The sequence below is a fragment of the Nostoc sp. genome, from assembly GCF_036919575.1.
Lineage (GTDB): Bacteria > Cyanobacteriota > Cyanobacteriia > Cyanobacteriales > Nostocaceae > Nostoc.
Genome location: NZ_JBALBY010000029.1, coordinates 1 through 25,856, shown reverse-complemented (window position 1 = coordinate 25,856; position 25,856 = coordinate 1). Strand labels below are relative to the sequence as shown.

The following is a 25,856-nucleotide window of genomic DNA, read 5'->3' as shown; positions in this document are numbered from 1 at the left end:
GGTTGAGTGAGGTACAAGAACCCCACCCCCAACCCCCTCCCCGCAAGCGAGGAGGGGGCTAAGATATACCTCATGTGATTAGGAAACGCTATATATCAAGCTTAGTACGTAGCGATCGCCCTGTGATTTACCAAAAAGGGCAGAGGAGGTATCAATGCAATTACAACAGACATCAGTTTTAGAAGAAACCCTTTGGGAAGCAGTTCTCAATCGAGATCCCACAATTGACGGCAAGCTTTTCTATGGTGTTCGTTCTACAGGCGTTTATTGCCGACCGATTTGCCCTAGTCGCAGACCAAATCGCAATCAGGTTTGTTTCTTTGAGTCAGCACAAGAGGCTGAAATTGCAGGTTTTCGACCTTGTAAGCGCTGTCAGCCACAATTTGAAACAGTTCCAAATCCGGCCAAAGTGAAAGTCTTAGCAGTATGTCGATACATTGAAGCACAAGGCGATCGCATCCCAACTCTCTCAGAATTATGCTCTCAGGTGGAAATGAGTCCCAGTTATCTGCAAAGAATATTTAAGCAAATAATTGGCGTATCGCCCTTTCAATATGCAGATGCGCTGCGTAGCCAACGATTGAAGCAGCGTCTCCAGTCAGGGGAAGAAATTGCCCATGCAGTTTACGACACAGGGTATGGTTCAAGTAGCCAACTGTATGAGAAAGCACCTAAGCAACTGGGAATGACACCAAAGAATTACCAACAAGCTGGAAAGACAATCAGCATTGTTTATGCGATCGCTCCATGTCCACTAGGATATTTGCTTGTGGCAACAACAGAAAAGGGTATCTGCGCCGTTAAACTAGGTGATGAAGCAGACAAGCTTGAACACATTTTGATCAAGGAATTTCACCAAGCGCACATCATGCGTGATGACCACACACACAAGGAATGGATACAAGCAATCCTCGACTTTATTGCGGGAGATGAAACACATCTCGATTTACCACTTGATATACGCGGGACAGCATTTCAAAAACAAGTCTGGCAAGCATTAAAGAAAATTCCCTATGGCGAAACCCGCACCTATACCGATATCGCTCGTAATATTGCCAAGCCGCAGGCAGTCCGCGCAGTGGGAAATGCTTGTGGAGCTAATCCGATCGCGCTGATTGTACCATGTCATCGTGTGCTACGGAGTGATGGCAGTCTTGGTGGTTATCACTGGGGAATTGAGCGCAAACAAAAACTGCTTGTACAAGAATTAGAACGCACTGTGCGGGATTGATTAAAAGAATTCTTCCCCACTCCCCACTCCCCACTCCCCACTCCCTTTTTCCAAAGATGACTCAAACACCTGAACTAGAATCGTTGACTGAAGAAAATCTGACCCGTGGTTTGCTGGTGCTTGCCAATCTTGACAGCGATTTGGCTCGGATTTTAGAAATACTGGGAACTCCACCTATATGGTCAAGAGAACCGGGTTTTGCAACGCTTCTGTGCATAATTCTGGAACAACAAGTTTCCTTAGCAGCTGCAAAGGCTGTATTTAGCCGACTATGTGGGGTTCTTGTAACTCTCACGCCAGAAAATTTTTTGACATTGGATGATGTTCAATTGAGAGGAATTGGATTCAGTCGGCAAAAGATTCTATACTGTCGTGGGTTGGCTCAGGCGATCGCAACTCATCAGCTTGATCTAACCAAGCTGGAAAGAATGGACGAAATTACTATCAGAACTGAGTTAAAGCGTCTCAAAGGTATAGGAGACTGGACAGTTGATATTTATTTGCTAATGGCGCTGCAACGTCCTGATGTCTTTCCCAAAGGTGATTTAGCGATCGCGATCGCTTTCCAAAAACTCAAAAACTTGGCGACGCGTCCAACACCAGTCCAACTGGAAGCAATGACACAGCACTGGCGACCGTGGAGAGCGATCGCTGCAAGACTTTTATGGCACTACTACTTGAGTAATCCCAATTCTCCTTAAACTTGCACTTAATGATTGCTCCTTCTCGCTTGGCGCACTTGGCGCACTTGGCGGTTCGTTTAATAAATATAAATTAAATTGTAGAAAATCAATTAAATCTAACAGAAGAAAAACCTTAAAAATCCTACCGATAATAACACTAATAACCGCATTATTAGCTTTATCTACAATTCATTTGATTTTGAAAGTGATGAACAATTATCTTCCCAGGTCGTCGGTTTGCAGCCATTGGTATCCGGTACTATCACTCCGAATAGTTCCATCTGGCATAACAGTGTTGTGCAAGATAGCATCACTACATCCTTGAGCGTCAACAGCACCAGTTAAATTGGCATTTGTCAAGTTAGCATTTCTGAAACTGCTGTAACGCAAAATGGCATTAGTAAGGTTAGCACCGGTGAGGTTAGTACCACTAAAACGACATTGGTACAACCTAGCCCCACTCAAATCAGCCCCAACCAAGGAAGCATTATCGAAGGTAGCTTCACCGCCATGAATCCTACTCAAGTTGGTACTGTTGAGGTTAGCCCCGATCAATTCAATGCCTTCCACGGTCGCCCCACTGAGATTAGCCTCACTGAGATTAGCACCACTCAAATTGACCCCTAGCAAGATCGCTCCTTTCAAGTTAGCTCTGCTCAAGTCGGCTTCGCTCAGATCAACAGAAGTCAGATCCAAATCAACTCCACTGAAATTAACAAGTCCAGCAAAATTTCTTTCCCCATCATCATACCGCCTCAGCAATTCGTCTTGATCCATACCTTAACTCCTGAATCAATATCGCCAACTTATACTTCGACCTACTGAGCTTCGGTGCAAAAGATGGCAAAGTCATCATCGATAACGTCATGCTACTGGACAAAGACCTGATTAGCCCAATTGCGATCACTGTCACTGCCACTACCGACCAAGCACAAAGACTGGTAGATAAACGTCCTGGCTAATGACAGCGATGCTAACGGCACTATCAACCCTAGCACCGTGCAAATTGGTACTGCACCCCGCCAATAGTAAATCGGTTACAGTTTCCCAGTGAATACCCGCTCGGCTGGGCCTGTCATGTAAACCCGTTGGTCTACTTCTGACCATTCAATTTGCAAACAGCCACCTGGTAATTCGATAGTGGCGGCGCGATCGCATTTTCCAGTCAATACTCCAGCTACCAAAGAAGCACAAGCACCAGTCCCACAAGCTAATGTAATCCCAGCACCCCGTTCCCACACCCGCATTTTCAAATAGTCACGGCGTACCACTTGCATAAATTCGGTATTTATGCGTTGAGGAAAAGCTGGGTGATGCTCAAATTTTGGGCCGATGGTTTCTAGCTCGATTGCTGCTACATCTTCTACAAAAGTGATGCAGTGGGGATTTCCCATACTTACACAAGTGACTTCCCAAGTTTGCCCCGCCACCTCCAACGGCTGAGAAATTACTTTTTCTTCAGCAGGTGCAAGGGTGGTAGGAATTTCGCCAGCGAGTAACCTGGGTAAACCCATGTCTACTTTAACTTGACCATTAGCCAAGAGTTGGGGAGTCATTACACCACCCAAAGTATGAATGCGATATGAGTCTTTATTCCGGGATTCACCTTCTAAGTCTGCTAAAAAGCCAGCTAAACAGCGAATGCCATTGCCACACATTTCTGGTTCTGAACCATCAGAATTAAAAATCCGCATGGTGTAGTCAGTGCCGTTTTCTGCTAGTAGGGCAAAAATTACACCATCAGCACCGATACCAAAATGGCGATCGCACAACTTGATGGCTTGCTCTGGAGTCACTACAGGCACAGATGATGAGCGATTGTCAATCAGAATAAAGTCGTTGCCTAGACCATGATACTTAGTAAATTCGATTGCCATTTCCTCAAGGATGAATTATCAAGGATTAGTTACTCTTTATTTTGCCTTGTAGGTTCATCTTTACTCAAAATGCTTACCGAATTTGACACCACTTTACCTAGTATTAGACAAGTCCAAAACCTGATTAAACACACAATGCCAGTAGAGTTCAAGCTGCTGACTGGTGATCTAATCACAGGAAAGATTTTATGGCAAGATCCACACTGTATCTGTATTGCTGATGAAAACAGTCACCAAACCACTGTTTGGAAACATGCGATCGCTTATATTAAACCAAAGAGTTAGTCATTTGTGAATAACTGGTAATTGTGAACTACTCCGCCGTAAGACGGACGGAGCTTCCCAATTCATCGGGAATAGCCTCCAGAACTCCGTAGTTCTATTGGTCTAACATTCCCTCCAAGGGCAGGAGTCCTGGTTCCCAAGACCCAAATCTTCTTCTTGCAACATATACCTGTTAGCTTGGTTTTCGCTTATGGCATTGATGGTCAGGATACTATTTAGCTTACCAGAAAATTTTGATGACTCGTCATACATCTGGGATTGATTTTTTACTTTGCAAAAAATCATCATGTCCGGGCAATTAAGCATAATACCCGGAACCCCAAAGAGCCAAAGCTGCGCTTTAGCTCCCCTCCTCGCTTGCGGGGAGGGGTTGGGGGTGGGGTTCTTTTATTATGGGTAATTTGGCGGACATGATATAACTTCTAACTCCTAACTTTTTTACAATTTCAAATTCCAAGCAGCAAAAGCTAAAGCACCCCAACCAGCAATCAAGGCTGTGCCGCCTAGTGGTGCGTAGGCGTAGCCCGTCGTAGACATCGCTCCAAAATATTTAATCCCAGTTAAGCTCAGGACATACAAGCTGCCTGAGAAAATAGCAATCCCAATGATAAACAGCCATCCACTGGCTACGAGAGTGGGTTGAGGAAATTCGGTGCGACTAATTAGTAATGCTACGAGAAAAAGTGCAAGAGCATGATACATTTGGTGACGAGCGCCAGTTTCAAAAATTTCTAGCGTAGGCGTAGCCCGCCGTAGGCATCGCTCACTAATTTTTTCCCGCAAGGCATGGGTAGCAAAAGCCCCAGCAGCAACTGACAAACCGCCTAAAATGGCAGCTACGCTCAAAAAAATCTGCGTCATTAGACCTAGCTGTAAGTTGAAGATCGTCATTGGTCATTGGTCATTAGTGAATAACAAAGGACAAATGACAAATGACAGTTAGACATCAAAATGATATGATACAGCCCCTTCTTCGTTCACCTTAAAGTTTGCATTGAATTCTTTAGCTTTTTCATCTAAATATTGTCTGGCATTGGCTGCGGGTAGTTGTGACTGCATTGCAAAGCCTAAAACAGTTACGCGCCCCTGATTTTCTTGTAGCATCTCATAAAAAATCGATTGCAGGCGATCGCTAACTTGTTGATTAAGCGCTTTTTTCTCTTGTCGGCTTTGACGATACAATCCCAATGCTAACCATGTACCCAGTGTTAGGGTAGGAATGCCAAAAATTAGACCACCAACAGCACTATTATCATCTTCATAAGTAGCATTTGGTGCGGTAAAATCATACGCATCTTTCACTGGTATGTATATTTTACGTGCAGCAAATTTTTCCAATGTCGCTGTTGCTGATAGCGTTAAAAACATGAATCCGAGTGTCAGTAGCCAACCGGCAGCTAATTTTTCAGCAGTTTTCATAGTTCCACTTTAGATTTACACTTTGCTAGCGATTTTAACCTGACTTTCGCAAAGGATCTAGTATATCAATCTACTCCTGATCATAGCTTTGTAAACGCTTCAGCCTTAAAATTATCAAATCGCAGCAAAGGTATAGTATTCATCTTGCTGCGATTTTAACCTTACTTACGTGTAGCTTCCAGTAGGCGGGAAAAATAAAAACGAGTCCGAGTCATAGACTGTCGCTGCAATGAAAAGCCATTACTTTCTAAAATTTTCACCACATCAGCTTCACGATGCAAATATGCACGAGTGGCTTTACTTGGCCCAGGAAAGAAACTACCAATTTTCTTGAGTATACTTAGGGCGCAGGTCTTCGGCGCAAAACTGAGAATTATCCGCGACTGTGCCAAAGAACAGAGGTGAGAAATCATCTCATCGGCTTTTTCTTGGGGGTAGTGAATGAGAACATCCAAGCAAATAACGGTATGGTAACTACCACTCAACGATTCCAAATCCTGCACGGCAAAAGTGGGATTTTCAGCATTTGGCAAGGTTTGCTTGGCTCTATCCCTGCCTTCTTCCACCATTTTTTCAGAAATATCGGTGGCATAGACTTTGGCACCATCTACCGCTAGGGGGATGCTGAGACTACCGACACCACACCCAGCATCGCAAATTGATAGCTCTGGTAAATTGTTATCAGCCTTCAGCCAGCCGAGAACTGTATCTACGGTTTGCTGGTGTCCATTGCGGATGTCTAGTTGGACTTTGTTGACTTCGCCATCGCCGTAGATTCGCTTCCAACGGTCAAATCCTGTGGAATTGAAATACTCGCGAACAATCGTTTTGTCGTCGGCTACGTTCATAAACTTTGATTTTTAGGGGTTCCCAATCCTTAAAATTATCATTGATAGGAACCCATAAGAGCGGTCTTCTAGATTTTTACAGTTTATTTGCACTTTTCGTTTCGATCTCATGTTCTCCACGAGCCTTACAAAGGTAAGTATTGAACACGATCGCTTAATTATTTAACATAGGCTGTTTTAGGAATAATTTCTAAATCTATTACATCAACGAAAAATCGCTCGCTCTAAAACCTCAATTCTCCATCCAACGGCACAGAATCCATTCTAAATTCTGGCTCCTGAATTCTGAATTCTTCTTCGGTAATACTCATAATATTTGAGGCTTGAGCAACTGCTAGTGTTACCGCTCCTGGTTGCCCTTGTAGTCGGAAAATTTGTTTAGGAACTAAGAACCTCACCTGCAATTCCTCTATGCTTGTAAAGGGGAAAACAGTCAACGATGAGAGTTGAGCGGCTGCAAGAATAGCAGCTGCTTCTGCTACGCTAGGTGTACCTACTTTGTGGTCAGTAATTGTGGCAGGGTTGGGGACACAGACAGAGCGAAGGATTGCCGCAGAAAAGGTTTTTAGGGGCAAATTGCGGAGGTTGCAAAGTTCTACTAAACCAACTTCTGAGGCTTTAGTGTCAATGGTAGCAAGACCTGCGATCGCACTTTCAAAAAGTTGATTTTCTCGAAATATTTGCTCAATTGCCCGATCAATCAACTGCCATGAGGTTCCCCGTTTACAACCGATTCCTACCCATAAAACCTGTTGCACTTGGTCTTTACTCCAACAGCCAACCAAATAAATCTCCTACTGTCAACCTCAACTCACTTGCAAAATCTGGTACAGGAAGTAAAGCTTTTAGTTCATCGAACATGACTGGCTGTTGATTGCGGATGTACACAAATACGGTTTGTTCTTCTGGATCAATCAGCCAACCCATTTGTGTTTCATAATTCAGGCAATGTAAAATATTTTTTGTAACTTTCGTTTGTCTTTGATCAGGCGATAGAATCTCGATAGTCCAATCGGGAGATACTTTGAATACATTGGCAACTTGACCATTTTCGTCACGGGGAATTCTTTCCCAAGTAAACACAGAAACATCTGGCACTATTGACCTTTCACCAAAAGTACACCGCAGTTCTGGATATGCTCGTGCAATTCGCTTGGGCTTCATTATTGAGTTGATGGTGCTAACCATTTCACCTTGAATTGTACTGTGCTTTCCCTGTGGCATAGGTTTTTGAATAATTTCACCATTGATGTACTCACTAGCGGGCTTCGTTTCTGGTAGCATTAGAAACTCCGCCAAAGTTATGTTTTTAGATGATGTCCGTACCATTTGCGATCGCCTCCAATAAAACGCCCTCTGACAACTCCACCAATTACGAATTACGAATTACGAATTACGAATTAGTATTACATTCTCTCCAATACCTGAATTCCCAACAAAGATAATCCCAGTTTCAGAGTTCTAGCAGTCAAATCACATAACACTAAACGGGATGTCCTCTGTGGCTCCTCGGCTTGTAATATAGGACAACGATCATAGAATTGGTTAAACTTCTGACTCAGTTCAAACAAATACTCACATAAACGATTGGGTAGCAAGTCTTGCTCTACACTACTAATAACTTCATCTAGTTGAAGTAAGTATTTTGCTAGCGTTAATTCTGTTTCATGCTGCAACAAAACGGCATTATTTCCTAACTCCTTAAAGTTAATATCACCCTTGCGGCTAATCCCCTGAATCCGCGCATAAACATACAACATATAGGGCGCAGTATTACCTTTGAGATCCAGCATTTTGTCGTAGCTGAAGATGTAATTACTCGTGCGATTTTGGCTTAAGTCTGCATACTTAACTGCACTGATTCCAACTACCTTAGCAACTTCATTAATAAAGTCTTCAGTTTCTTGGCGATCTTCTTTTTGTAATCTAGCTTTTAAGTCAGCATGGGCACGAGAAACAGCTTCATCTAATAAATCCCGCAACCGCACAGTATCCCCAGAACGAGTTTTGAATTTTTTACCGTCTTCTCCTAACACCAACCCAAAGGGAACATGCACTAATTCCACATCATCAGGAATCCACCCGGCTTTGCGTGCTACCTGGAAGAATTGAGCAAAGTGGTTTCCTTGTCCAGCATCTGTTACATAAATTATCCGCTTTGCTTGATCCTGCTGAATCCGGTAGCGGAGGGATGCTAAATCTGTAGTGGCGTAGTTATAACCGCCATCTGATTTTTGCACAATTAAGGGCAAAGGTTCACCTTCTCTATTTGTAAACCCTTCCAAGAAAACGCATTTTGCCCCCTGGTTTTCTACCAGTAACCCAGATTTTTCTAAATCTTCCACAACGCCAGATAGTAAAGAGTTATAGAAAGATTCTCCGCGTTCAGTTAACTTGATATCCAGCAACTCATAAATTATTTGAAACTCCCGCCGTGATTGTTCACACAGTAGTTTCCAAGCATGGAGTGTATCTTCTGCGCCTGCTTGTAATCTGACGACTTCTTGGCGTGCTGTCTCTTGAAAAACTGCATCTGTATCAAACCGCAGTTTGGCTTTGCGATAAAAAGAGACTAAATCACCAATATCTAAAGCATTCGCGGTGGTAAGCGCTTCTGGGTAGACTTCCCGGAGATAGGCGATTAACATTCCAAACTGCGTACCCCAATCACCGACATGATTTAACCGCAGTACATCGTGTCCTTGAAATTCTAAAATCCGGGCGATGGAATCACCAATAATCGTAGAACGCAAGTGTCCGACGTGCATTTCTTTGGCAATATTCGGACTAGAAAAATCTACAATTTCCCGCTTCGGCGTTTTCGCGGCTGGAACTCCCAGTCTGGAATCAGCTTGAATCGCGTTTAGTTGCGCTTCTAAGTATGCCGTTTTTAGTTTCAGATTGAGAAAGCCTGGCCCAGCGATTTCGGGTGGTTCGCAGATTTCGGATACATCTAATTTATCAACGATCGCAGCTGCGATCGCTCTTGGTGGCAATCCTTTCTTTTTACTCAGGGATAAAGCCACATTCGCCTGATAATCACCAAATTTAGGATTGCTAGCAGGAACCAAAATTGGATCTAATCCAGCGAAGTCAGCGCCAAAAGCCGCAACTATTGCCTGTTCAAGCTGAAGTTTTAGTTTTTCTTGTGTAGAGTTCATAATATAAATTTTATCTGCGATCGGGGTAATGTAGCTCTGGAAAAGCTTGATTATTCACTTTAGCATTTCATTTTGAGCCGCTCGATTCATCAGGCGATCGCTCACTACAGCCAACGAGAACCCCTTCAGTGAATATACATTTAGTCGTGGCGGGAATTCCATCCAGTCAGCCCCAACTGACAGAAGAGGAATTGAAAGCCGAATTGAAACAGTTGATTAGTCAGGGAATATTGCGATCGCAAGCCAGCCGTGAATTAGCAAAAGTGACTTACCTTCCCCGTCGCCAACTTTATCAACTCGCTCTTTCTTTAGTTCTAGACTCTGATTGTAATATTTAAACGCATCATAAAGGTAATATATGCAAAATAGCACAATCTTGAAGAAGAATGCAGAATCCAGAATCCAGAATTCAGCAATCTTTCAGTCGGGGATTGGGACCCGCGACTGAATTGTTGCACCACAAAACTAGAATTTTTGGTGGGGGTGCAAAAACACCGATTATTCATCCGCTTTTTCGTTCAGAATTCAGAATGAATTCTAAATTCTGACTCCTGAATTCTGTTCGATAAATAAAGTGGTCGTGGTTTACTAGGGAGATATCACATGAAAAGCTTAGTTCGTTTTTCCTTTTGGAAGCAAATTATTCTTGCTCTCGTATTTTACACTGTTTGTAGTAGTATAGGTATCCTCCTTTCACCGGATGGAATTGCCAAATTAGCGGTACAAGAGGGGAGAGAGTTTCAGTACTGGGATGCGATTCATTATGTCAATCTGGGTTTGCATCCTCATTGTCAAGCCTTCTACCCACTCTGGTCACAAGTAATTCGTTTGTTTGCCCCAGAGAGTTCCGTCGTTGGGCTTCGGTATGCTTTTATACTCTCTAATATCCTCTTTGTCTTGTCACTACCTATTGTCTTATTTGTCTTGCGAAAAGTCATTAAGTCAGAAAGTTTGAGCTTTATCACTCTTATACTTTATGTTATTAATCCTAATTCTATTTTCCATAGTATTGGCTACACTGAGAGCTTGTTCTCGCTCTGGGCAATCATTAGTGTGGTAGCTCTTTTATTTTCAAATTCTGTGTTTTGGAATAGTATCTTAGCGCTGTCCGTGATTCTGATGTCTGTGTCTCGACCGAGTTTAGTGCAACTTCTCTTTGCTGCATTTGCGGCGATCGCTTGTGTCTTTTTAGGAAGTCACTTAGGGTCTGAAACCCATTCTCAAACTAGGGAGTGGAAAAAATATACTATCCCCACTGCACTGATTGCTATATGCGCTATGGCAGGTTATTCGATCTACGGCATCTATTGTCTATTATCAACAGGCAACTTTTTGGCTCCCTTTCAAGCCCAAGTGGAGTGGGGAAGAACTCTTCAGTTTCGACCATTGTTCCTGCTGTTTCCCAGGTCGCTGTTAAATGACTTACACGGTTTATACTTTCCATTTATTCTGTTCTTCCTGGTGGTTGTTCTCATTTACTTTCATGCCAAACACAAACAGATTTTGCTGTATGTACCCAAATATCCTTTACTATCGATAACCCTTTTTTATCCTCCGATAGCGATTTTGATTTATTCTATCCGTTCTTGGCAATTAGGAAAAGCGGGTAAACTTACTCCTCAATATGTAACTCCAACCATTGCCCAACTACAAACAAATTATGTGTTCTTTTTTTGCTTATCCATTTGTATAGCCAATGCAGCAATTGGATTTCTAGCCGCTTCCCACTATCTCTATAGTCTGGCACGATTTGTATTTGCAACGCCCTTCTTTTTTATTGCTTTTGGTGTGGTGATAGACCATCTTGATAGTCCAAAGACACGAGAATTTCTTTACGGGTGTCTCCTGGTTTCTGGCTTAGGGCTAGTCGAACAGTGGTATCGTTGGGGACACAACCATTGGGTAGGATAATTGGATATAGGAATCCGGTTTGATTCCTAAGCTGTTACGCAGCTACAAATGATATCTAAAGATTTTTGATATTAGTTCTCTAGATAGATCAGAAATTTTATCGGCAAACTTTAAGATAAAAAAGTCAAAAGCAAACAAAGCAGATTTTCACGGAAGGAAAAATTCAATGGGTAACATTATTGCTTGGCTGGTTTTGGGTTTAATTGCAGGTGCGTTAGCTAAGGTATTTTATCCAGGAACCCAAGGTGGCGGTATTGTCTCCACCATTGTTTTGGGAATCCTTGGAGCCGTTGTCGGGGGTTATTTGGGTCAAACTTTGCTAGGAAGTAGTTCGGCAGCCGCCGCATCTGTAGGAGCTTTTTCCCTTGGAAGCATTTTATTTGCTGTTCTTGGTGCTATGTTACTGATTTTCCTTTGGGGTCTACTGACTCGTCGGGCTGTGTAATAACCTAACACTTTTGGGAATCACTTCTAGCTGCAATAAACCGATAAAATGACATTAGAAAAAGAGCGAAGAACTATAGGAGTTTTCGCTAGATGTTCGGATGCACAATTAGCACTTGAGGAACTAAAAGCTTGTAATTTTCCAATGCACAAAGTTTCCCTAATTGCACGGGATGCAGAAGAACAAAATGATATTGCTAGTGTTGATGTTAAAGATAGCACTGGCAATACATCCTCAGAAGATACTGCTGGAGACATTACTGGCTTATTAGTAGGTTTAGTCCTCTGGGTAATTCCTGGTATAGGCCGAGTCATCCTAGCCGGAGCAGAAGCAATAGCGATCGCTACCACTTTAGCAGGTGGTGCGATCAATGTAACCGCAGGTGATTTGCATAGTGTGTTGCTAGCTTTCGGAATTCCTAAAGAGCAAGCACAAGGTTACAGCGATCTAGTTTGTAAAGGTTACTATTTGGTGATTGTAACCGGGATAGACATAGAAGAAATTCGTCTTGCTAAGAGGATTTTTAATCGCTGTAATATTCAACAGTGGGTTATTTGTGAGCCATACTCGACGCCAAATAGTCGTTATAAAAATGCAGTTGGTGTTTTTTCTACGCGCCAAGACACACAAAGAGCGCTTAGTGAACTCAAAACTGCTGGCTTTGCGATGAGTCAAGTATCAGTGATTGCTCAGGATACAACTACTCTAAGTGGTATTATTGAGGTAGATATTAGCGGTTCCAAAGATAACTACACTAATTTAGGTATTCCTGACGAGCTAGCCAGATATTATCAGCATCAAGTGACCCTTGGCAATTACCTATTAGTCCTAAATAGTACTGATATCTACATCGCCGGTGCAAGAGCTATTTTAGAGAGTCACAAGATTCAACATTTTCGGATCTATAGCCAATCTGAACTTGATGCGGCTAGAAGCGATCGCTAGATTATTACGAACTCCTAGTTAATCTTAAGAGGGTTGATCTATATAGTGATGTACAATGGCATTGATGTCATATCCAACCGCAAAAGCCACTATATTTAGTAATATTAAATTAGCATTGAATTCTTGATTGTAGAATTTTGGTCTTGCTAGGTCAATTACCGCGCCCATAAAAACCACCATTTTTTAATAAAGCCTGATGTTAAATTTATAATCTAATAACAAATTTTTAAATACTTATTATTTAAAATAGCGTTATATTTTTAAATATACTATAGGACTAGTATAAGATTAGTGAAATGCACGTAGTAGACCCTCATGGCTTTAATAGTGCATTAGACGTAGACGTAGGTTGGGTGGAGCGGAGCGGAACCCAACATATATCTATCAGGATGTTGGGTTCCGCAAAGCCTCCACCCAACAAAGCAATTTTTTTGCTATTAAAATTTGTTAAATTATCAAAATGTTAGAGAAAAAATTTATCGAATCGCTTTACATCCCCTGCCTCAACGTACATCAAGCAGGGGATGTAAAGCGTTTAAAAACGCAGCACAATACAGACTCGTATTGAGCGTAATATACTAGGATATATACAATAATATCTGGTGTGCAAAAAACTAGACATATCCTACGTAAAGGAAATATTATAGATTTGTTTTGGATAGTTAAAACATAATCACAATAGTCTGAAAAACAGAAAAAATTTGAATAGTTGCCTGGAATAATGTTGAACCGTTTGAAGATTGGAACCAAAATTGGAGTAAGTTTTGCCTTGAGTTTGGCAACTCTGACGACCATTGGTCTAATCTCCTACCAAAGCACCAACGATCTAATCGAAACTTCGCGCCAAGAAAGCCATACCTACCAGGTGTTAAGTCAGCTTGAAGACCTCAACTTGCAACTGACTAATGCTGAAACTGGACAACGTGGTTACATTATTACTGGAGAAGAGCGTTATTTAGAACCTTATAACGCTGCCATTCAAGTACTGAATCAAAAAGTCAAGGAACTTCAAAGGTTAACAGCAGATAATCTCAATCAACAGAGTCGGCTTGATATTTTACAGCCATTAATCGATCAAAAGCTGGCTGAACTTAAAGAAACTATTGACTTGCGCCAGAACCAAAGCTTTGAAGCTTCTCAGAAGGTGGTTCTGACAGACCGGGGCAAGCAGCTAATGGGTGAAATCCGCAAAGTTATCCAGGCGATGAAAACTGAAGAGAATACACTGCTGGAAAAGCGCTCTGGTAAGGCACGAGCAGCAGCCCAGCAAACGATCGCCAATATTGTCTATAGTATTCCCTTATTTTCTTTGATCTTAGCTTTGATCGGGTTTGCCCTGACCCGAAATATCTCAGTACCGCTCAAGCAAGTTTCTGATTTGGCAGAAAAAATGGCGGATGGGGATTTATCGGTGAGTTTATCAGATAGCGATCGCCTGGATGAAATTGGTGTGTTGACGCGCACCTTCAACCAGATGATCGTTAATTTGCGAAACACAACTCAAAAAAATGAGGAGCAAAACTGGCTAAAATCTAACTTAGCTGAATTTACCCAGATGCTCCAAGGACAGCGAAATCTGGAAAGTGTATCTCGCCTGATCTTGTCGAATTTAGCACCACTGGTTGGAGCATCCCAAGGCGTTTTTTATCTGATGGACTCAATAGACGACCAGCCTGTACTGAAGTTGTTGAGTAGTTATGCTTATAAAGAGCGGAAAAATCTGGCAAATCAGTTTCGCTTGGGTGAGGGATTGGTGGGACAATCCGCCCTAGAAAAACAAAGAATCCTGCTCACAGAAGTTCCTAATGACTATATCCGCATCAGTTCCGGCTTAGGAGAAGCACCACCGCTAAATATTATTGTGCTGCCCATACTATTTGAAACGCAGGTAAATGCCGTAATTGAACTTGCCTCTTTTGGGCCTTTTAACGAGTTGCACCTGACATTTCTAGAGCAATTGAGTGAAAATCTGGGTGTATTTTTAAATAACATCGCCTCACAAGTGCAAACCCAGCAACTACTTGAAGAGTCTGTTACTTTAACAGAGGAATTGCAAAGCCAGCAAGAAGAACTACAGCAGAGCAATCAACGCTTGGAAGAACAGGCGCAGGAGTTGGAGGAATCACAATTTCTTGTTAAGCAGTCTAACGAAGAATTACAACAACTAAATGAGGAGCTAGAAGAAAAGGCAGAATTGTTAGAAGTTCAAAATCGGGAAGTTGCCCGTAAGAACGAAGAAGTTGAGGGCGCGAGGCAGTCTTTGGAAGAAAAAGCTGAACAACTGGCGTTGTCTTCCAAATATAAGTCAGAATTTCTGGCGAATATGTCCCACGAGTTACGGACACCGCTAAATAGTCTGTTAATTTTAGCAAGGCTGCTAGCAGATAACTCTCTTAGCAACTTGACCGACAAACAGGTTGAGTATAGCCGGACTATTTACTCGGCTGGAACTGATTTGCTGGAGTTGATCAATGACATTCTAGATTTGGCAAAAATTGAGTCGGGTACTATGTCACTCGATATTGAGCAAATTCTTTTTGCAGATTTGCAGACATCTCTAGAGCAGACTTTCCGGGAAGTTGCCCAGAATAAAAAACTCAATTTTACTATTCAACTGGATCAGAAGTTACCCTCGACAATTTCTAACGACTCCAAACGCCTGCAACAAGTGCTGAAAAATCTCCTGGCTAACGCCTTTAAGTTTACCGAAGAAGGAGGCGTAAACTTACAAATTAGCATGGCAACTGAGGCAGCCGAAGTTGATAATCCCATGATTGCTTTTGCAGTTAGCGACACGGGTATAGGCATTCCAGCCGAGAAGCAGAAGATTATTTTCGAGGCATTTCAGCAGGCAGATGGCACCACCAGCCGCAAGTATGGGGGGACTGGTTTGGGCTTGTCCATCAGCCGCGAACTGGCTCAACTGTTGGGAGGGAAAATTGAAGTAGTCAGCCAACCAGGAAAGGGAAGCACCTTCACCCTTTACTTACCCAGGCGACAGGAAAAGAATGGTGAAAATACTCTCACCACACTACCCTCTGAGCCAATCACCTCTATCCGCACGGCATCGACCATCAAAGAAGTGTCAAGGGTCGAAAACAGAGCTAGAACTGTGGATACATCTGCATCCGCGAAAATACTTAGCAGCTTCCCCAACGACATTCCAGATGATCGGGAAATAATTCAACCGGGCGATCGCATTTTGCTAATTATTGAGGATGACGATAAATTCGCCCGCATCTTACTAGATATGGCACGTCAGCAGGGTTTTAAAACCATCGTTGCTTTACAGAGCAAACAAGGTCTAGCACTAGCGCAACAGTTTAAACCCAATGCGATTATGCTAGATATCCACATGCCAGAGATGGATGGTTGGACGGTGCTGGATCGTCTGAAGCATAAGCCAGATACCAGACATATACCAGTACACATACTTTCTGTTGATGAAAGACAACAACGGGGATTAAACTTAGGAGCGATTACCTATCTCCAAAAACCCGTTTCTCCAGAAGCGCTAACTCAGGTATTGACTGAGATTAAAGGCTTTATTGAGCGTCAGGTAAAAACTCTTTTAATCGTCGAAGATGATCCCGTACAAGCCCAAAGTATTATCGAACTGATCGGTAATAGTGATGTCCAGAGTACAGCAGTGGGTACGGGGGCAGAAGCCCTCTCGATTTTGCGATCGCATCACTTTGATTGTATGGTATTGGATCTTGGTCTGCCCGATATGAGCGGTTTTACACTAATTGAGCAGATCAAGCTTGAACCCAGACTTTTGAAACTGCCGATCATCGTCTACACCGGCAAAGAACTCAGCCGACAAGAAGAAACCCAACTGCGGGGACTAGCAGAAACAATTATTATTAAAAATGTGCGATCGCCAGAGCGGTTGTTAGACGAAACAGCCCTGTTTTTGCATCGGGTGCAAGCAAATTTGCCCCCACCAAAGCGTCAAATCCTAGAGCAACTACATCAAACTGATCCGGTGCTGGCTAATCGGAAAATTTTGATTGTAGATGATGATCTGCGAAATATTTTTGCCCTCACCAGCTTTTTAGAAAGCTATCAAATGCAAGTGCTGTTTGCCGAAAATGGCAGAGATGGCATAGAGAGGCTGCAAGCTAATCCTGACATTAATATAGTTTTGATGGATATCATGATGCCAGAAATGGATGGTTACGAAACCACCCGCGCCATCCGCCAGCAACAACAGTTTCGCTCACTACCAATCATTGCTTTAACTGCCAAAGCTATGCCAGGCGATCGCGAAAAGTGCATTGAAGCTGGAGCCTCTGACTACATCACCAAACCTGTAGATACTGAGCAACTGCTTTCACTACTCCGGGTTTGGCTATATCGTTAAGGAAGTAGAGAGTAGGGAGTAGAGAGTAGGGAGTAGGGAGTAGGGAGTAGGGAGTAGGGAGTAGGGAGTAGGGAGTAGGGAGTAGGGAGTAGGGAGTAGGGAGTAGGGAGTAGGGAGTCTCTCGTTCCCATGCAGAGCCAATGCCGGTTACAAAACTTAATTACGATTTACGAGTTATATCATGTCCGGGTAATTAGTTGTGATCCCGATAGTCATTGCACCCCAAAGAGCCAAGGCTGGGCTTTGTCTCCCCTCCCCGCAGGCGGGGAGGGGATTAAGGGGTGGGGTTCTTCGGGTTTAATAAGTAATCAAGCGGACATGATATTACAAATTATTTTAACTTTTGGATAAATTCTTGATGTCCAGTGGCAGCTAAACCTGCTTGTAACACAGATAACACCGTTGCCATTTCTCCTGACAGTAAGGCAGGTACCGCCAACCACAACCCCGGAAACACCTGACTGCGAATAATTCCCTGCTCATCGGTTGGTAGCAAAACATACTCGTCTGCTTGCAGCCTAAACCAATCCAACTGATTATCTAATGTTCGCCAGACAATATACTCCTGTACTCCATTCCGTCGATAGGTGCGTTTTTTATCATGTAAATCGATGGCTGCACTGCTTGCTGCCACTTCTATTACCAGTTCGGGTGCGCCTTGGATATAATCATCCTCACTAATCAATGCCTGTCTGCCCGGAATGAATAGTACTGCGTCAGGCTGTGGTTCATTATCTGCATCTAAACGCACTGTGGGTTCAATTCCGAGAACAAGGCCAGGGGTTGCTGTTTTATAGTTCCACAACCACCCGATCAGGTTTCCATGTGGTTCCCCATGACTTTTAATTCTCAGTGGGGATGCCATGATATATACAACTCCTTCAACCAGTTCAGCTTTTCTTAAATGCGGCATTGCCCGATAGCGACGCTCAAATTCGTAGCGAGATAAGCGATCGCCATTTTCCAGAGGTAAAACTGAAATCACTTTTTTAGGAGTTGTAACCATCCCTTTGTCCTCTTTAGCCAAATTGTCCAAACTGAATTAAAGTATTGTGAACTACTCACACTTACTCCGTCAGGAGAAGTGTGGGTAATTTACGCCAGTAACAGGAATGACAGTCTAGCGAAACATACTACTCACTGAAGTATCTTCATGAATCCGCCAGATAGTTTCTCCTAACAGATTAGCTACTGACAGCACCACTAGTTGGGGAAAGCGGTTGTTTTCTGGTATGGGAATCGTATTTGTCACAATGACTTCCTCAAACAAGCCACTGGATAACCGCTCCATCGCCGGTGGAGAAAACACCGCATGAGTTGCACAGGCGTATACCTGACGCGCTCCTTCTTCACGCAGTAATCGCGCCCCTTCTGCGATCGTGCCCCCAGTGTCGATCATGTCATCCACCAACACTGCCGTTTTGCCTTTAACATCACCGATGATATTTAACACTTCCGCAACATTATGTGCCTGACGACGTTTGTCAATAATCGCCAGTGGAGCATCATTCAGTTTTTTTGCAAATGCCCTAGCTCGTGCTACACCACCAACATCGGGGGAAACAACCACCAGGTCGGGCAGTTGTTTGCTTGCTAGATAATCCAGCAATACTGGCGAACCGTAAACATGATCAAAGGGTATATCGAAATAGCCTTGAATCTGAGCCGAGTGTAAATCCATTGCGAGAACGCGGTTGGCACCGGCTTCAGTGATCAAGTTAGCAACCAGCTTGGCAGTTATTGACTCTCGTCCTGCCGTTTTGCGATCGGCGCGCGCATAGCCGTAGTAGGGAATTACTGCCGTTACCTGTCGCGCCGAAGCTCGACGACAGGCGTCAACCATAATCAATAATTCCATCAAATGATCGTTCACAGGTTGACAACATGGCTGGATTAAATAGACATCACAACCCCGAATCGATTCTTGGATTTGAACGTAAAGTTCTCCATCCGCAAATCTTTTGCGAATCATTGGCCCCAAATCCATGCCCACATAAGCAGCGACTTCTTGAGACAGTTGTATATTGGCAGAGCCAGAAAACAGCCGCAGGCGATGATTATTGGTTAGTCCTGTTACAGATGGTTGCACTTTGAAAGTTGCAGAACTGAGCACAGCAGATCCTCTATGTGCATTCATAGCAATATTATCATTAGAGATTTAATAGATTTAACCGAGAAATCGCTTAAAAAAACATCTGTGAGTTTTGTTGAAGCTTCCATACAAAATTAAAACATTTTTCCATAAAATTATAATTTGCTAATTGTCTAATTTTCTAAGGTTTACAAGCTATTGATAGCTTAACGGACATCAAGACCGTCCACTAGGTCTATAGTTAAAATTTTTTGAGCTGAGGTAAATAACCCAATCTCTTAAAAATTGGTGTGCTAGATAGCTTCTGCTAACTACCTCATTTATAACTTAAGTGATATTGAAGTTTGTTCTTATAACAGTATAACACTTTTGTCTAAGTATTAAAAATGTAGCTTATTATTCTACTAATTACGCATTGACAAAAAACGACATATCTATGATTCTCTAGCAATGGAGAGAATTTACTCACATAGAAGTTTTTAGATCAAGATTGAATAAAGTTTAAATAAATATTGTATAAAAATGTATATTTTAATATCAAAATATTACCCAACAACTGTAATATTAGCTTGGTAAAAAGTTGTAAGTAATTTTACTAAGATAAATAAATTTTAAAAAACCAGGGAAAGTTGTTCAATCTAATTCTCCTGACACAGGGAGGCGACAGGCATAGTTATGGACTCTCGGCGTACTTCAGTAGTAGAAAAATCTTTAACTGCTATAGCAACTATAGGACTAGTAATTTGATTTTTGAAATGCGCGTAGTGGACCCTCATGGCTTTAATAGTGCATTAGACGTAGACGTAGGTTGGGTGGAGCGGAGCGCAACCCAACTGATTATCAGGATGTTGGGTTACGCAAAGCTCCACCCAACCTACAATTTTTTTGCTTCAGTAGTAGAAAAATCTTTAACTGCTATAGCAACTAGTTCCAAGAAGTCGGCGTACTGTTTAGCTGCGATGCGACCGCGACAATGGACAAAAAACCTAGTGGTGTTTGCAGCACCATTGTTTGCATTTAGCATCAATCTGCAATCTCTGCTAGGTAGCCTATTGGCATTTATATTATTTTGCTCTGCATCAAGTGGCTTCTACTTAATCAATGACATCGCAGATGTTGAGTCTGACCGTCAGCACCCTGTCAAGTGTAAGCGGCCAATTGCCGCCGGATTAGTCAGCATCCGTGTTGCTACTGGGATGACATTGGTGCTATTAGATTAGGTGGCGCTCTGATTTTTGCATGGTTGCGATCGCCCCAGTTGGGTGGAGCCATAACTGCATACGCCTTATTGCAGATCGCCTATAATCTGCGACTCAAACGGATGGTAATTTTGGATATTGGGGCGATCGCTACTGGATTTGTCCTCCGAGCCGATGCCGGTGCTGCTGCTACCGGCATCGTTTTATCAGCTGGGTTTTTATCTTTACCGCCAGTTTTATATTACCTGACTTTACCTGGAGGCGGAGCCTCCCAGAATCGGTTCCCAGCCTGGAGGCTGTTAACCAGTCAGGGCAGGGGCTATATCTTTTCTTAGTGCCATTCGCTCAGGAACCATCGAACGCTGAATAAGCGTCTTGATTCTGACTCCTGACTCCTGACTCCTGAATCCTGACTCCTGACTCCTGACTCCTGAATTCTGACTCCTGAATTCTCCTTCAAGCAGTAGGAAATAACCTTGCCCTGATGGGGATATACCCATTAGGTATAGTAGAATATTGCCGCAGGTAACTGTATGTCGCCTCTTAGACTTAATCTTTGTGGGTGACTTCCTCCTCAGTTGCTACTACACTCAATCATTCGATCATGCAACCACCCATTACAGTTGGCACTGTCTTGCAAAACCGTTACCGCATAATTCAAATTCTCGGACAAGGAGGATTTGGTAGAACCTATCTGGCAGAAGACCAGAGGCGCTTTAACGAACTTTGCGCGATCAAGGAATTGATTCCAACAGCAAGGTCGCCTTTGGCTTGGGAGAAGGCACAAGAGCTTTTTCACCGAGAAGCTGCTATTTTGTATCAAATACAACATCTACAAATACCTAAATTCCGGGAAAGATTTGAGCAAGACCAACGCTTATTTTTGGTGGAGGACTACGTTGCAGGTCAAACGTACCGAACTCTGCTGGCTGAACGTCAAGCTGTGGGTGAAACCTTCACAGAAGCTGAAGTATTGCGGCTGATACTGTTATTGCTGCCTGTTTTAGAGCATATTCACAGTCGAGGGATTATTCACCGGGATATCTCGCCAGAAAATATTATTTTGCGAGATAGTGACGCTAAACCTGTATTAATTGACTTTGGGGTGGTAAAAGAACTGGCAACGCGTTTACGATCGCCAGAAAGTACAATGCCAGAAACTACTGTGGGAAAATTAGGCTACTCTCCGAGTGAACAAATGCAAACAGGGGGAGCTTATCCTAGTAGTGATTTGTATGGATTAGCGGTGAGTGCAATTGTTTTGCTGACTGGTAAAGAACCAAGGGATCTATTTGACGAAAATCAACTAACTTGGAATTGGCAACGATGGGTAAGAGTTAATCCGCGATTTGCCTTGGTTTTAAATCGAATGTTGAATCATATACCGAGCGATCGCTACCAAAGTGCTACTGATGTATCCCAAGCACTGCAATCTCTGGCTCAACCCAGTGTTTCTACTCCCGATGTATCGAACTTGCAAACAATGGCTGTTGGTGGCCGTCCTCATTTAGTATCACCAGCAGCTTCGCCCAAAAAACCCGATCCTGTAATTCCACCAAATGCCAGTAGCTCAGTTTTGGATAATCCCTTAGCGATCGCCGCAATTGGCAGCGCTGTAGTAATCATCGCAGGATTTGGTTCTTGGGCGCTGGTAAGTTCCATCCGCAGTCAGCCGAAAACACCACCAACTGAGACGCTTCCACAAAATTTCCCTTCACCAGTAATTTCTGGTGGTACTACATTCACACCCACACCCACTAACGATCAACCTGTTGTATCTACTAAGCGCCTCAATCTGGCAGCATCTAATAACACAGCCACGGTTCAAGATACTCTCAAAACAAATCAAATAATCCGGTACACTTTTTTTGGTCAGGAAGGTGACAAGTTAACTGCGTTTATTGACCCAGGCAGCAGCGTTTTGCTAACAGTCTTAAGTCCCAATCAACAACCAATTAATAATAATGCCCAGCAAGTAACATCTTATGAAAGCACATTACTGGTTACTGGTAGATATACTATTGAGTTAACACTGGTTTCAGGAGTAGCCGAAAGCAATTACAATCTCAATGTTGCATTAGAAAAAGCAGTCAAACCAATTCCGACAGAAACACCTCTGGCAATTCCGACAGAAACACCTCTGGCAATTCCCACAGAGACACCTCTGGCAATTCCCACAGAGACACCTCTGGTAATTCCGACAGAGACACCTCTGGTAATTCCGACAGAAACACCCTTGGCAATTCCTCCGAGTGGTGAAACGCCAACTTTTCCGCCGGTTGATGGAACACAACCGTTTTCTGGCCAAAGAAATTAATGTTAAACACACTATTGATTACTGGAACTGATACCGAAGCTGGTAAAACTGTTTTAACAACAGCGTTAGCAGCCTATTGGCAAAAATATTATCCGCAGCGTAGTTGGGGAATCATGAAACCGATTCAATCGGGGATTGGCGATCGCGAGTGGTATCAAAAGCTATTTACACTAGAACAAACCGCAGAAGAAATTACACCTTTATACTTTCAAGCACCTTTAGCGCCTCCCATAGCAGCAGCACGGGAAAACCGCCGAGTAGATTTAGCAGTAGTTTGGCAAGCTTTATCTAAATTGCGATCGCATCGTGATTTTGTGCTTATAGAAGCCTTGGGAGGGTTAGGTTCGCCAGTAACAGAGGAATTAACGGTAGCCGATTTAGCGGGAGAATGGCGTTTACCAACGGTATTGGTGGTACCTGTTAGATTGGGTGCGATCGCTCAAGCAGTGGCGAATGTAGCATTAGCTAGACAATCGCGCGTCAATCTCAAAGGCATTGTTTTGAACTGCGTACAACCCCGAACGGATGCAGAAATAGCCGACTGGACACCACAGCAATTGATTCAATCACTCACTAACACGCCAGTTTTAGGCTGCTTACCTTATTTAGATAACCTGACTGATTTAGATAAACTTGCTCAAATAGCATCAGATTTAGATTGGGAAACGCTAATATTTTAAATTAGGCTGGGCATTGGGCATTGGGTATTAGCGTAGGCGTAGCCCAACCCAGGCATCGCTCTTGGGAGAAAAACTTTTTGGTTGACTTAGATAAGACTTGAGCAACTGATGGTAGCGATCGCCTAAGTACAGCATTTCATTAATTCGTAGCAAATTAAATTTGGCAATTACCTGCAATGCTAATGCGTAAGCTGGCATTGTTAATGCATCGGCTGGCATTATTAATGCATCGGCTGGCATTAACAATGTGTAAGCTTGCACTATTAATGCATTGAGATGCATTAACAATGCATCTCAATGCAAAGCCAATGCATCGGCTTGCATTGTTAATGTGTTCCCCTGCATTAAAAACGCTACCTTTTTACGCAAAGCTCTACTAATACCGTTTTACTTTAATAATGATACAAATACGTTGGTAGGGGCACAGCAATGTTCCCTACGAGAAATCCAGATGTATTAGGGTTTGTGTGAAATGGTATAGGAATCATATTTGATTTCTGAAAAAATCTCGGTAGTCTTGTAGTGGACTGTCTAGGAAAATGTTGGAAAAAAATTGTAGGTTGGGTGGAGGCTTTGCGTAACCCAACATCCTGATACCCAACATTTTGATAATCAGTTGGGTTGCGCTCCGCTCCACCCAACCTACGTCTACTTACGTCTAATGCACTATTTTAGCCTAGACATTCCACTACGTGCATTTCAAAAATCAAATACTAGTCCTATATAAGCCCTGTTTACAATTGGTGCAGTCACAGTTCTGACATAACTTGGTAATAGCTTTGTCAATAAGACGTGCAATGGTAAGGAAAGATGAAATTAACCTAACTCTAGTGACACACAAGGCAGGATTTACCTGCCTTATTTCATCTTTGGGACTAAAAAATGCGCTATCCCCACTCGTACATAATTCATTCTGAATTCTGACGACTGACTCCTGAATTCTGATTGTTAAATGTCATCCAAGTACTATATCTTAGTCACACAAACGTCACTGGCATAAGTTAATCTGTCGGTATTTGATTAACAGTAAATTATTTACGCCTGATATCATGATGCTTTCTTTTGCGGTGGCGAGTGCAGTCTGTGGCAACGGTAGCGAAGTAAATCTAGACTTTGCTAACTTTAGCTGGACTGACGTGATTATTTTAGGCATCGTTCAGGGAATTACAGAACTACTGCCAATTAGCAGTACTGCTCATTTGCGGATAGTGCCAACTCTACTGGGACTGAAAGATCCTGGGTCTGCTTTTTCCGCAGCAATGCAGTTAGCTAGCTTGACTGCTGTTTTAGTCTATTTTTGGCAAGACTTAAAAAAATTAACCGGAGAGACAGTTAGAGCAATTAGCAGACAAGACTATCAATCTAGTTCTTTGCAACTGATGTTAGGTTTATTGATAGGAACTTTGCCCATTGCTGTGGCTGGTGTGCTACTCAAACCAATTCTTAACGCTTGTAACTCACCGATACGAGGGTTAGTAGTTATTGGTGCGGCTTCAATTATTATGTCAGGATTGCTGGCGATCGCCGAAAAACGCGGTGGACGCGATCGCACTTTCGACAACCTCAACCTCTGGGATGGCATTTGGGTAGGAGTTGCTCAAGCTTTTGCCCTCATCCCCGGCGTTTCTCGCTCTGGTTCCACCCTCACCGCCGGGTTATTTTTGGGCATGAAACGGGAGACATCAGCCCGATTTTCTTTTTTGTTGGGCTTACCAGCCGTGATTTTGGCAGGTGCTGTAGAACTCCACACACTTACGAAAGCCGGACTGAGTGCGGCTGGTTGGTTGACTTTGTTGGTGGGCTTAATCTCCGCCAGCATTTCCGCTTTTCTAGCAATTTGGGGACTCCTACGCTACCTGGAAAAACACAGTACCTTGATTTTTATTTTCTACCGCTTGGCAATGGGTGTATTTTTGATAGTTGCTGTGATGGCTGGTTTGTTGCAAAATTGATTTTAACTGAACGTGAGTTCGATGAACCTCTCTCTCCCAGCCTCCCTCTCCGAAACGGAAAGGGAGGGGCAACGAAAAATTAAGCTTTTTACTCCCCTCTGGGCTTGCCTAACGGCAGGCTGACGCCAAGGTCGAGGGGTTGGGGGAGAGGTCAAACAAGATTTATCGAACTCACGTTAACTGATAATGGCGTATTAGTAGCATCGGAACAGAAAACTGAGAGCAGCAGTATTACATGAATAATCCAAAAGTTTTTCGGCACTAAAAACATTGTTTTATCTTGAAATGAGTGGGGAGTGGGGAAACTAAGTCGCTTAAAATAATTCGTAATTCGTAATTCGTAATTCGTAATTAAAACCAAGTTTTCTATCTCTAGTTTTCTCTTCTGTTCCCCACTCCCCACTCCCCACTCCCCACTCCCCACTCCCCACTCCCCACTCCCCAC

24 protein-coding genes and 1 pseudogene are annotated in these 25,856 nt (G+C 43.0%); 13 read left to right on the top strand and 12 right to left on the bottom strand.

The window, feature by feature from the left end; translation table 11 throughout:
- Positions 1-154: 154 nt before the first annotated feature.
- Both ada and V7K27_RS09545 read left to right on the top strand, forming a co-directional pair.
- Positions 155-1,231, top strand: coding sequence for a bifunctional DNA-binding transcriptional regulator/O6-methylguanine-DNA methyltransferase Ada (ada, locus tag V7K27_RS09550; protein ID WP_334946488.1), 1,077 nt, complete (start codon positions 155-157; stop codon positions 1,229-1,231).
- A 56-nt stretch (positions 1,232-1,287) separates the two neighbouring features.
- Entirely contained in the window at positions 1,288-1,932 is a 645-nt protein-coding gene (locus tag V7K27_RS09545; RefSeq protein ID WP_334946652.1) for a DNA-3-methyladenine glycosylase family protein, read from the top strand.
- A 198-nt stretch (positions 1,933-2,130) separates the two neighbouring features.
- On the opposite strand, the gene V7K27_RS09540 is transcribed toward V7K27_RS09545, so the two are convergent.
- Positions 2,131-2,691 carry a pentapeptide repeat-containing protein gene (locus V7K27_RS09540; protein WP_334946486.1) on the bottom strand — a complete coding sequence of 187 codons (561 nt, stop codon included), beginning with the start codon at positions 2,689-2,691 and terminating at the stop codon, positions 2,131-2,133.
- 260 nt (positions 2,692-2,951) lie between these two features.
- Entirely contained in the window at positions 2,952-3,791 is an 840-nt protein-coding gene (dapF, locus tag V7K27_RS09535) for a diaminopimelate epimerase (protein WP_334946484.1), read from the bottom strand.
- Between the two features lie 69 nt (positions 3,792-3,860).
- On the opposite strand from dapF, the gene V7K27_RS09530 reads away from it, so the two are divergent.
- Positions 3,861-4,076 (top strand): Hfq-related RNA-binding protein, encoded by a 216-nt coding sequence (locus tag V7K27_RS09530; protein ID WP_334946482.1) that lies wholly within the window; start codon positions 3,861-3,863, stop codon positions 4,074-4,076.
- 438 nt (positions 4,077-4,514) lie between these two features.
- Here the strand turns inward: V7K27_RS09530 and V7K27_RS09525 are convergent, their stop codons facing one another.
- The 6 genes from V7K27_RS09525 to argS all read right to left on the bottom strand — a co-directional run bounded on the left by V7K27_RS09525 (position 4,515) and on the right by argS (position 9,504).
- Positions 4,515-4,937 (bottom strand): DUF423 domain-containing protein, encoded by a 423-nt coding sequence (locus V7K27_RS09525; protein ID WP_334946650.1) that lies wholly within the window; start codon positions 4,935-4,937, stop codon positions 4,515-4,517.
- Positions 4,938-5,015: 78 nt separating this feature from the next.
- A complete protein-coding gene (locus V7K27_RS09520; RefSeq protein ID WP_334946480.1) occupies positions 5,016-5,495 on the bottom strand; it encodes a hypothetical protein in 480 nt (159 codons plus the stop codon).
- Between the two features lie 161 nt (positions 5,496-5,656).
- Positions 5,657-6,343, bottom strand: coding sequence for a magnesium protoporphyrin IX methyltransferase (bchM, locus tag V7K27_RS09515; RefSeq protein WP_334946478.1), 687 nt, complete (start codon positions 6,341-6,343; stop codon positions 5,657-5,659).
- Between the two features lie 224 nt (positions 6,344-6,567).
- The gene (locus V7K27_RS09510; RefSeq protein ID WP_334946649.1) at positions 6,568-7,101 is read right to left on the bottom strand and encodes a cobalamin biosynthesis protein; all 534 of its coding nucleotides are present in this window, start codon (positions 7,099-7,101) and stop codon (positions 6,568-6,570) included.
- Positions 7,102-7,108: 7 nt separating this feature from the next.
- Positions 7,109-7,672, bottom strand: coding sequence for a Uma2 family endonuclease (locus V7K27_RS09505; RefSeq protein ID WP_334946476.1), 564 nt, complete (start codon positions 7,670-7,672; stop codon positions 7,109-7,111).
- A gap of 77 nt (positions 7,673-7,749) precedes the next feature.
- Complete coding sequence (argS, locus tag V7K27_RS09500) at positions 7,750-9,504, bottom strand: arginine--tRNA ligase (protein WP_334946474.1); 1,755 nt, start codon at positions 9,502-9,504, stop codon at positions 7,750-7,752.
- A gap of 81 nt (positions 9,505-9,585) precedes the next feature.
- Here argS and V7K27_RS09495 point away from each other — a divergent pair.
- The 5 genes and pseudogenes from V7K27_RS09495 to V7K27_RS09475 form a co-directional block, all read left to right on the top strand.
- A pseudogene (locus V7K27_RS09495) lies at positions 9,586-9,842 on the top strand (16S rRNA (cytidine(1402)-2'-O)-methyltransferase); the annotation flags it as partial.
- Positions 9,843-10,107: 265 nt separating this feature from the next.
- A complete protein-coding gene (locus tag V7K27_RS09490; RefSeq protein ID WP_334946472.1) occupies positions 10,108-11,415 on the top strand; it encodes a mannosyltransferase family protein in 1,308 nt (435 codons plus the stop codon).
- A 166-nt stretch (positions 11,416-11,581) separates the two neighbouring features.
- A complete protein-coding gene (locus V7K27_RS09485) occupies positions 11,582-11,860 on the top strand; it encodes a GlsB/YeaQ/YmgE family stress response membrane protein (protein ID WP_334946470.1) in 279 nt (92 codons plus the stop codon).
- A 48-nt stretch (positions 11,861-11,908) separates the two neighbouring features.
- Positions 11,909-12,805, top strand: coding sequence for a hypothetical protein (locus tag V7K27_RS09480; RefSeq protein ID WP_334946468.1), 897 nt, complete (start codon positions 11,909-11,911; stop codon positions 12,803-12,805).
- A gap of 721 nt (positions 12,806-13,526) precedes the next feature.
- Positions 13,527-17,171, top strand: coding sequence for a response regulator (locus tag V7K27_RS09475; protein WP_334946466.1), 3,645 nt, complete (start codon positions 13,527-13,529; stop codon positions 17,169-17,171).
- Positions 17,172-17,502: 331 nt separating this feature from the next.
- Here V7K27_RS09475 and V7K27_RS09470 read toward each other — a convergent pair whose 3' ends face one another.
- Together V7K27_RS09470 and V7K27_RS09465 are read right to left on the bottom strand one after the other, a co-directional pair.
- Complete coding sequence (locus tag V7K27_RS09470) at positions 17,503-18,177, bottom strand: Uma2 family endonuclease (RefSeq protein ID WP_334946464.1); 675 nt, start codon at positions 18,175-18,177, stop codon at positions 17,503-17,505.
- Between the two features lie 114 nt (positions 18,178-18,291).
- Positions 18,292-19,308, bottom strand: a complete 1,017-nt coding sequence (locus V7K27_RS09465) for a ribose-phosphate pyrophosphokinase (protein WP_334946462.1) — start codon at positions 19,306-19,308, stop codon at positions 18,292-18,294.
- A gap of 710 nt (positions 19,309-20,018) precedes the next feature.
- On the opposite strand from V7K27_RS09465, the gene V7K27_RS09460 reads away from it, so the two are divergent.
- The 4 genes from V7K27_RS09460 (at position 20,019) to bioD (ending at position 23,459) form a co-directional block, all read left to right on the top strand.
- Positions 20,019-20,483: a UbiA family prenyltransferase gene (locus V7K27_RS09460; RefSeq protein ID WP_334946460.1), complete on the top strand. Its 465-nt coding sequence runs from the start codon at positions 20,019-20,021 to the stop codon at positions 20,481-20,483.
- A gap of 38 nt (positions 20,484-20,521) precedes the next feature.
- Positions 20,522-20,797, top strand: coding sequence for a hypothetical protein (locus V7K27_RS09455; RefSeq protein ID WP_334946458.1), 276 nt, complete (start codon positions 20,522-20,524; stop codon positions 20,795-20,797).
- A 269-nt stretch (positions 20,798-21,066) separates the two neighbouring features.
- Complete coding sequence (locus V7K27_RS09450) at positions 21,067-22,779, top strand: serine/threonine-protein kinase (RefSeq protein ID WP_334946456.1); 1,713 nt, start codon at positions 21,067-21,069, stop codon at positions 22,777-22,779.
- Positions 22,779-23,459: a dethiobiotin synthase gene (bioD, locus tag V7K27_RS09445; RefSeq protein WP_334946454.1), complete on the top strand. Its 681-nt coding sequence runs from the start codon at positions 22,779-22,781 to the stop codon at positions 23,457-23,459. The genes V7K27_RS09450 and bioD overlap by 1 nt, the downstream gene beginning before the upstream one ends.
- A 27-nt stretch (positions 23,460-23,486) precedes the next feature.
- Here bioD and V7K27_RS09440 read toward each other — a convergent pair whose 3' ends face one another.
- The gene (locus V7K27_RS09440) at positions 23,487-23,741 is read right to left on the bottom strand and encodes a hypothetical protein (protein WP_334946452.1); all 255 of its coding nucleotides are present in this window, start codon (positions 23,739-23,741) and stop codon (positions 23,487-23,489) included.
- A 767-nt stretch (positions 23,742-24,508) separates the two neighbouring features.
- On the opposite strand from V7K27_RS09440, the gene V7K27_RS09435 reads away from it, so the two are divergent.
- Positions 24,509-25,411, top strand: coding sequence for an undecaprenyl-diphosphate phosphatase (locus V7K27_RS09435; protein WP_334946450.1), 903 nt, complete (start codon positions 24,509-24,511; stop codon positions 25,409-25,411).
- 151 nt (positions 25,412-25,562) lie between these two features.
- On the opposite strand, the gene V7K27_RS09430 is transcribed toward V7K27_RS09435, so the two are convergent.
- Positions 25,563-25,856: hypothetical protein (locus V7K27_RS09430; protein ID WP_334946448.1), on the bottom strand; the 294-nt coding region annotated here is incomplete at its 5' end.

What these genes read in the sequence shown, in the direction of transcription:
- ada (WP_334946488.1), top strand. Translation starts at nt 155, where the DNA reads ATGCAATTACAACAGACATCAGTTTTAGAAGAAACCCTTTGGGAAGCA.
- V7K27_RS09545 (WP_334946652.1), top strand. Translation starts at nt 1,288, where the DNA reads ATGACTCAAACACCTGAACTAGAATCGTTGACTGAAGAAAATCTGACC.
- V7K27_RS09540 (WP_334946486.1), bottom strand. Translation starts at nt 2,691, where the DNA reads ATGGATCAAGACGAATTGCTGAGGCGGTATGATGATGGGGAAAGAAAT.
- dapF (WP_334946484.1), bottom strand. Translation starts at nt 3,791, where the DNA reads ATGGCAATCGAATTTACTAAGTATCATGGTCTAGGCAACGACTTTATT.
- V7K27_RS09530 (WP_334946482.1), top strand. Translation starts at nt 3,861, where the DNA reads ATGCTTACCGAATTTGACACCACTTTACCTAGTATTAGACAAGTCCAA.
- V7K27_RS09525 (WP_334946650.1), bottom strand. Translation starts at nt 4,937, where the DNA reads ATGACGCAGATTTTTTTGAGCGTAGCTGCCATTTTAGGCGGTTTGTCA.
- V7K27_RS09520 (WP_334946480.1), bottom strand. Translation starts at nt 5,495, where the DNA reads ATGAAAACTGCTGAAAAATTAGCTGCCGGTTGGCTACTGACACTCGGA.
- bchM (WP_334946478.1), bottom strand. Translation starts at nt 6,343, where the DNA reads ATGAACGTAGCCGACGACAAAACGATTGTTCGCGAGTATTTCAATTCC.
- V7K27_RS09505 (WP_334946476.1), bottom strand. Translation starts at nt 7,672, where the DNA reads ATGGTACGGACATCATCTAAAAACATAACTTTGGCGGAGTTTCTAATG.
- argS (WP_334946474.1), bottom strand. Translation starts at nt 9,504, where the DNA reads ATGAACTCTACACAAGAAAAACTAAAACTTCAGCTTGAACAGGCAATA.
- V7K27_RS09490 (WP_334946472.1), top strand. Translation starts at nt 10,108, where the DNA reads ATGAAAAGCTTAGTTCGTTTTTCCTTTTGGAAGCAAATTATTCTTGCT.
- V7K27_RS09485 (WP_334946470.1), top strand. Translation starts at nt 11,582, where the DNA reads ATGGGTAACATTATTGCTTGGCTGGTTTTGGGTTTAATTGCAGGTGCG.
- V7K27_RS09480 (WP_334946468.1), top strand. Translation starts at nt 11,909, where the DNA reads ATGACATTAGAAAAAGAGCGAAGAACTATAGGAGTTTTCGCTAGATGT.
- V7K27_RS09475 (WP_334946466.1), top strand. Translation starts at nt 13,527, where the DNA reads ATGTTGAACCGTTTGAAGATTGGAACCAAAATTGGAGTAAGTTTTGCC.
- V7K27_RS09470 (WP_334946464.1), bottom strand. Translation starts at nt 18,177, where the DNA reads ATGGTTACAACTCCTAAAAAAGTGATTTCAGTTTTACCTCTGGAAAAT.
- V7K27_RS09465 (WP_334946462.1), bottom strand. Translation starts at nt 19,308, where the DNA reads ATGAATGCACATAGAGGATCTGCTGTGCTCAGTTCTGCAACTTTCAAA.
- V7K27_RS09460 (WP_334946460.1), top strand. Translation starts at nt 20,019, where the DNA reads ATGCGCGTAGTGGACCCTCATGGCTTTAATAGTGCATTAGACGTAGAC.
- V7K27_RS09450 (WP_334946456.1), top strand. Translation starts at nt 21,067, where the DNA reads ATGCAACCACCCATTACAGTTGGCACTGTCTTGCAAAACCGTTACCGC.
- bioD (WP_334946454.1), top strand. Translation starts at nt 22,779, where the DNA reads ATGTTAAACACACTATTGATTACTGGAACTGATACCGAAGCTGGTAAA.
- V7K27_RS09440 (WP_334946452.1), bottom strand. Translation starts at nt 23,741, where the DNA reads ATGCATCTCAATGCATTAATAGTGCAAGCTTACACATTGTTAATGCCA.
- V7K27_RS09435 (WP_334946450.1), top strand. Translation starts at nt 24,509, where the DNA reads ATGATGCTTTCTTTTGCGGTGGCGAGTGCAGTCTGTGGCAACGGTAGC.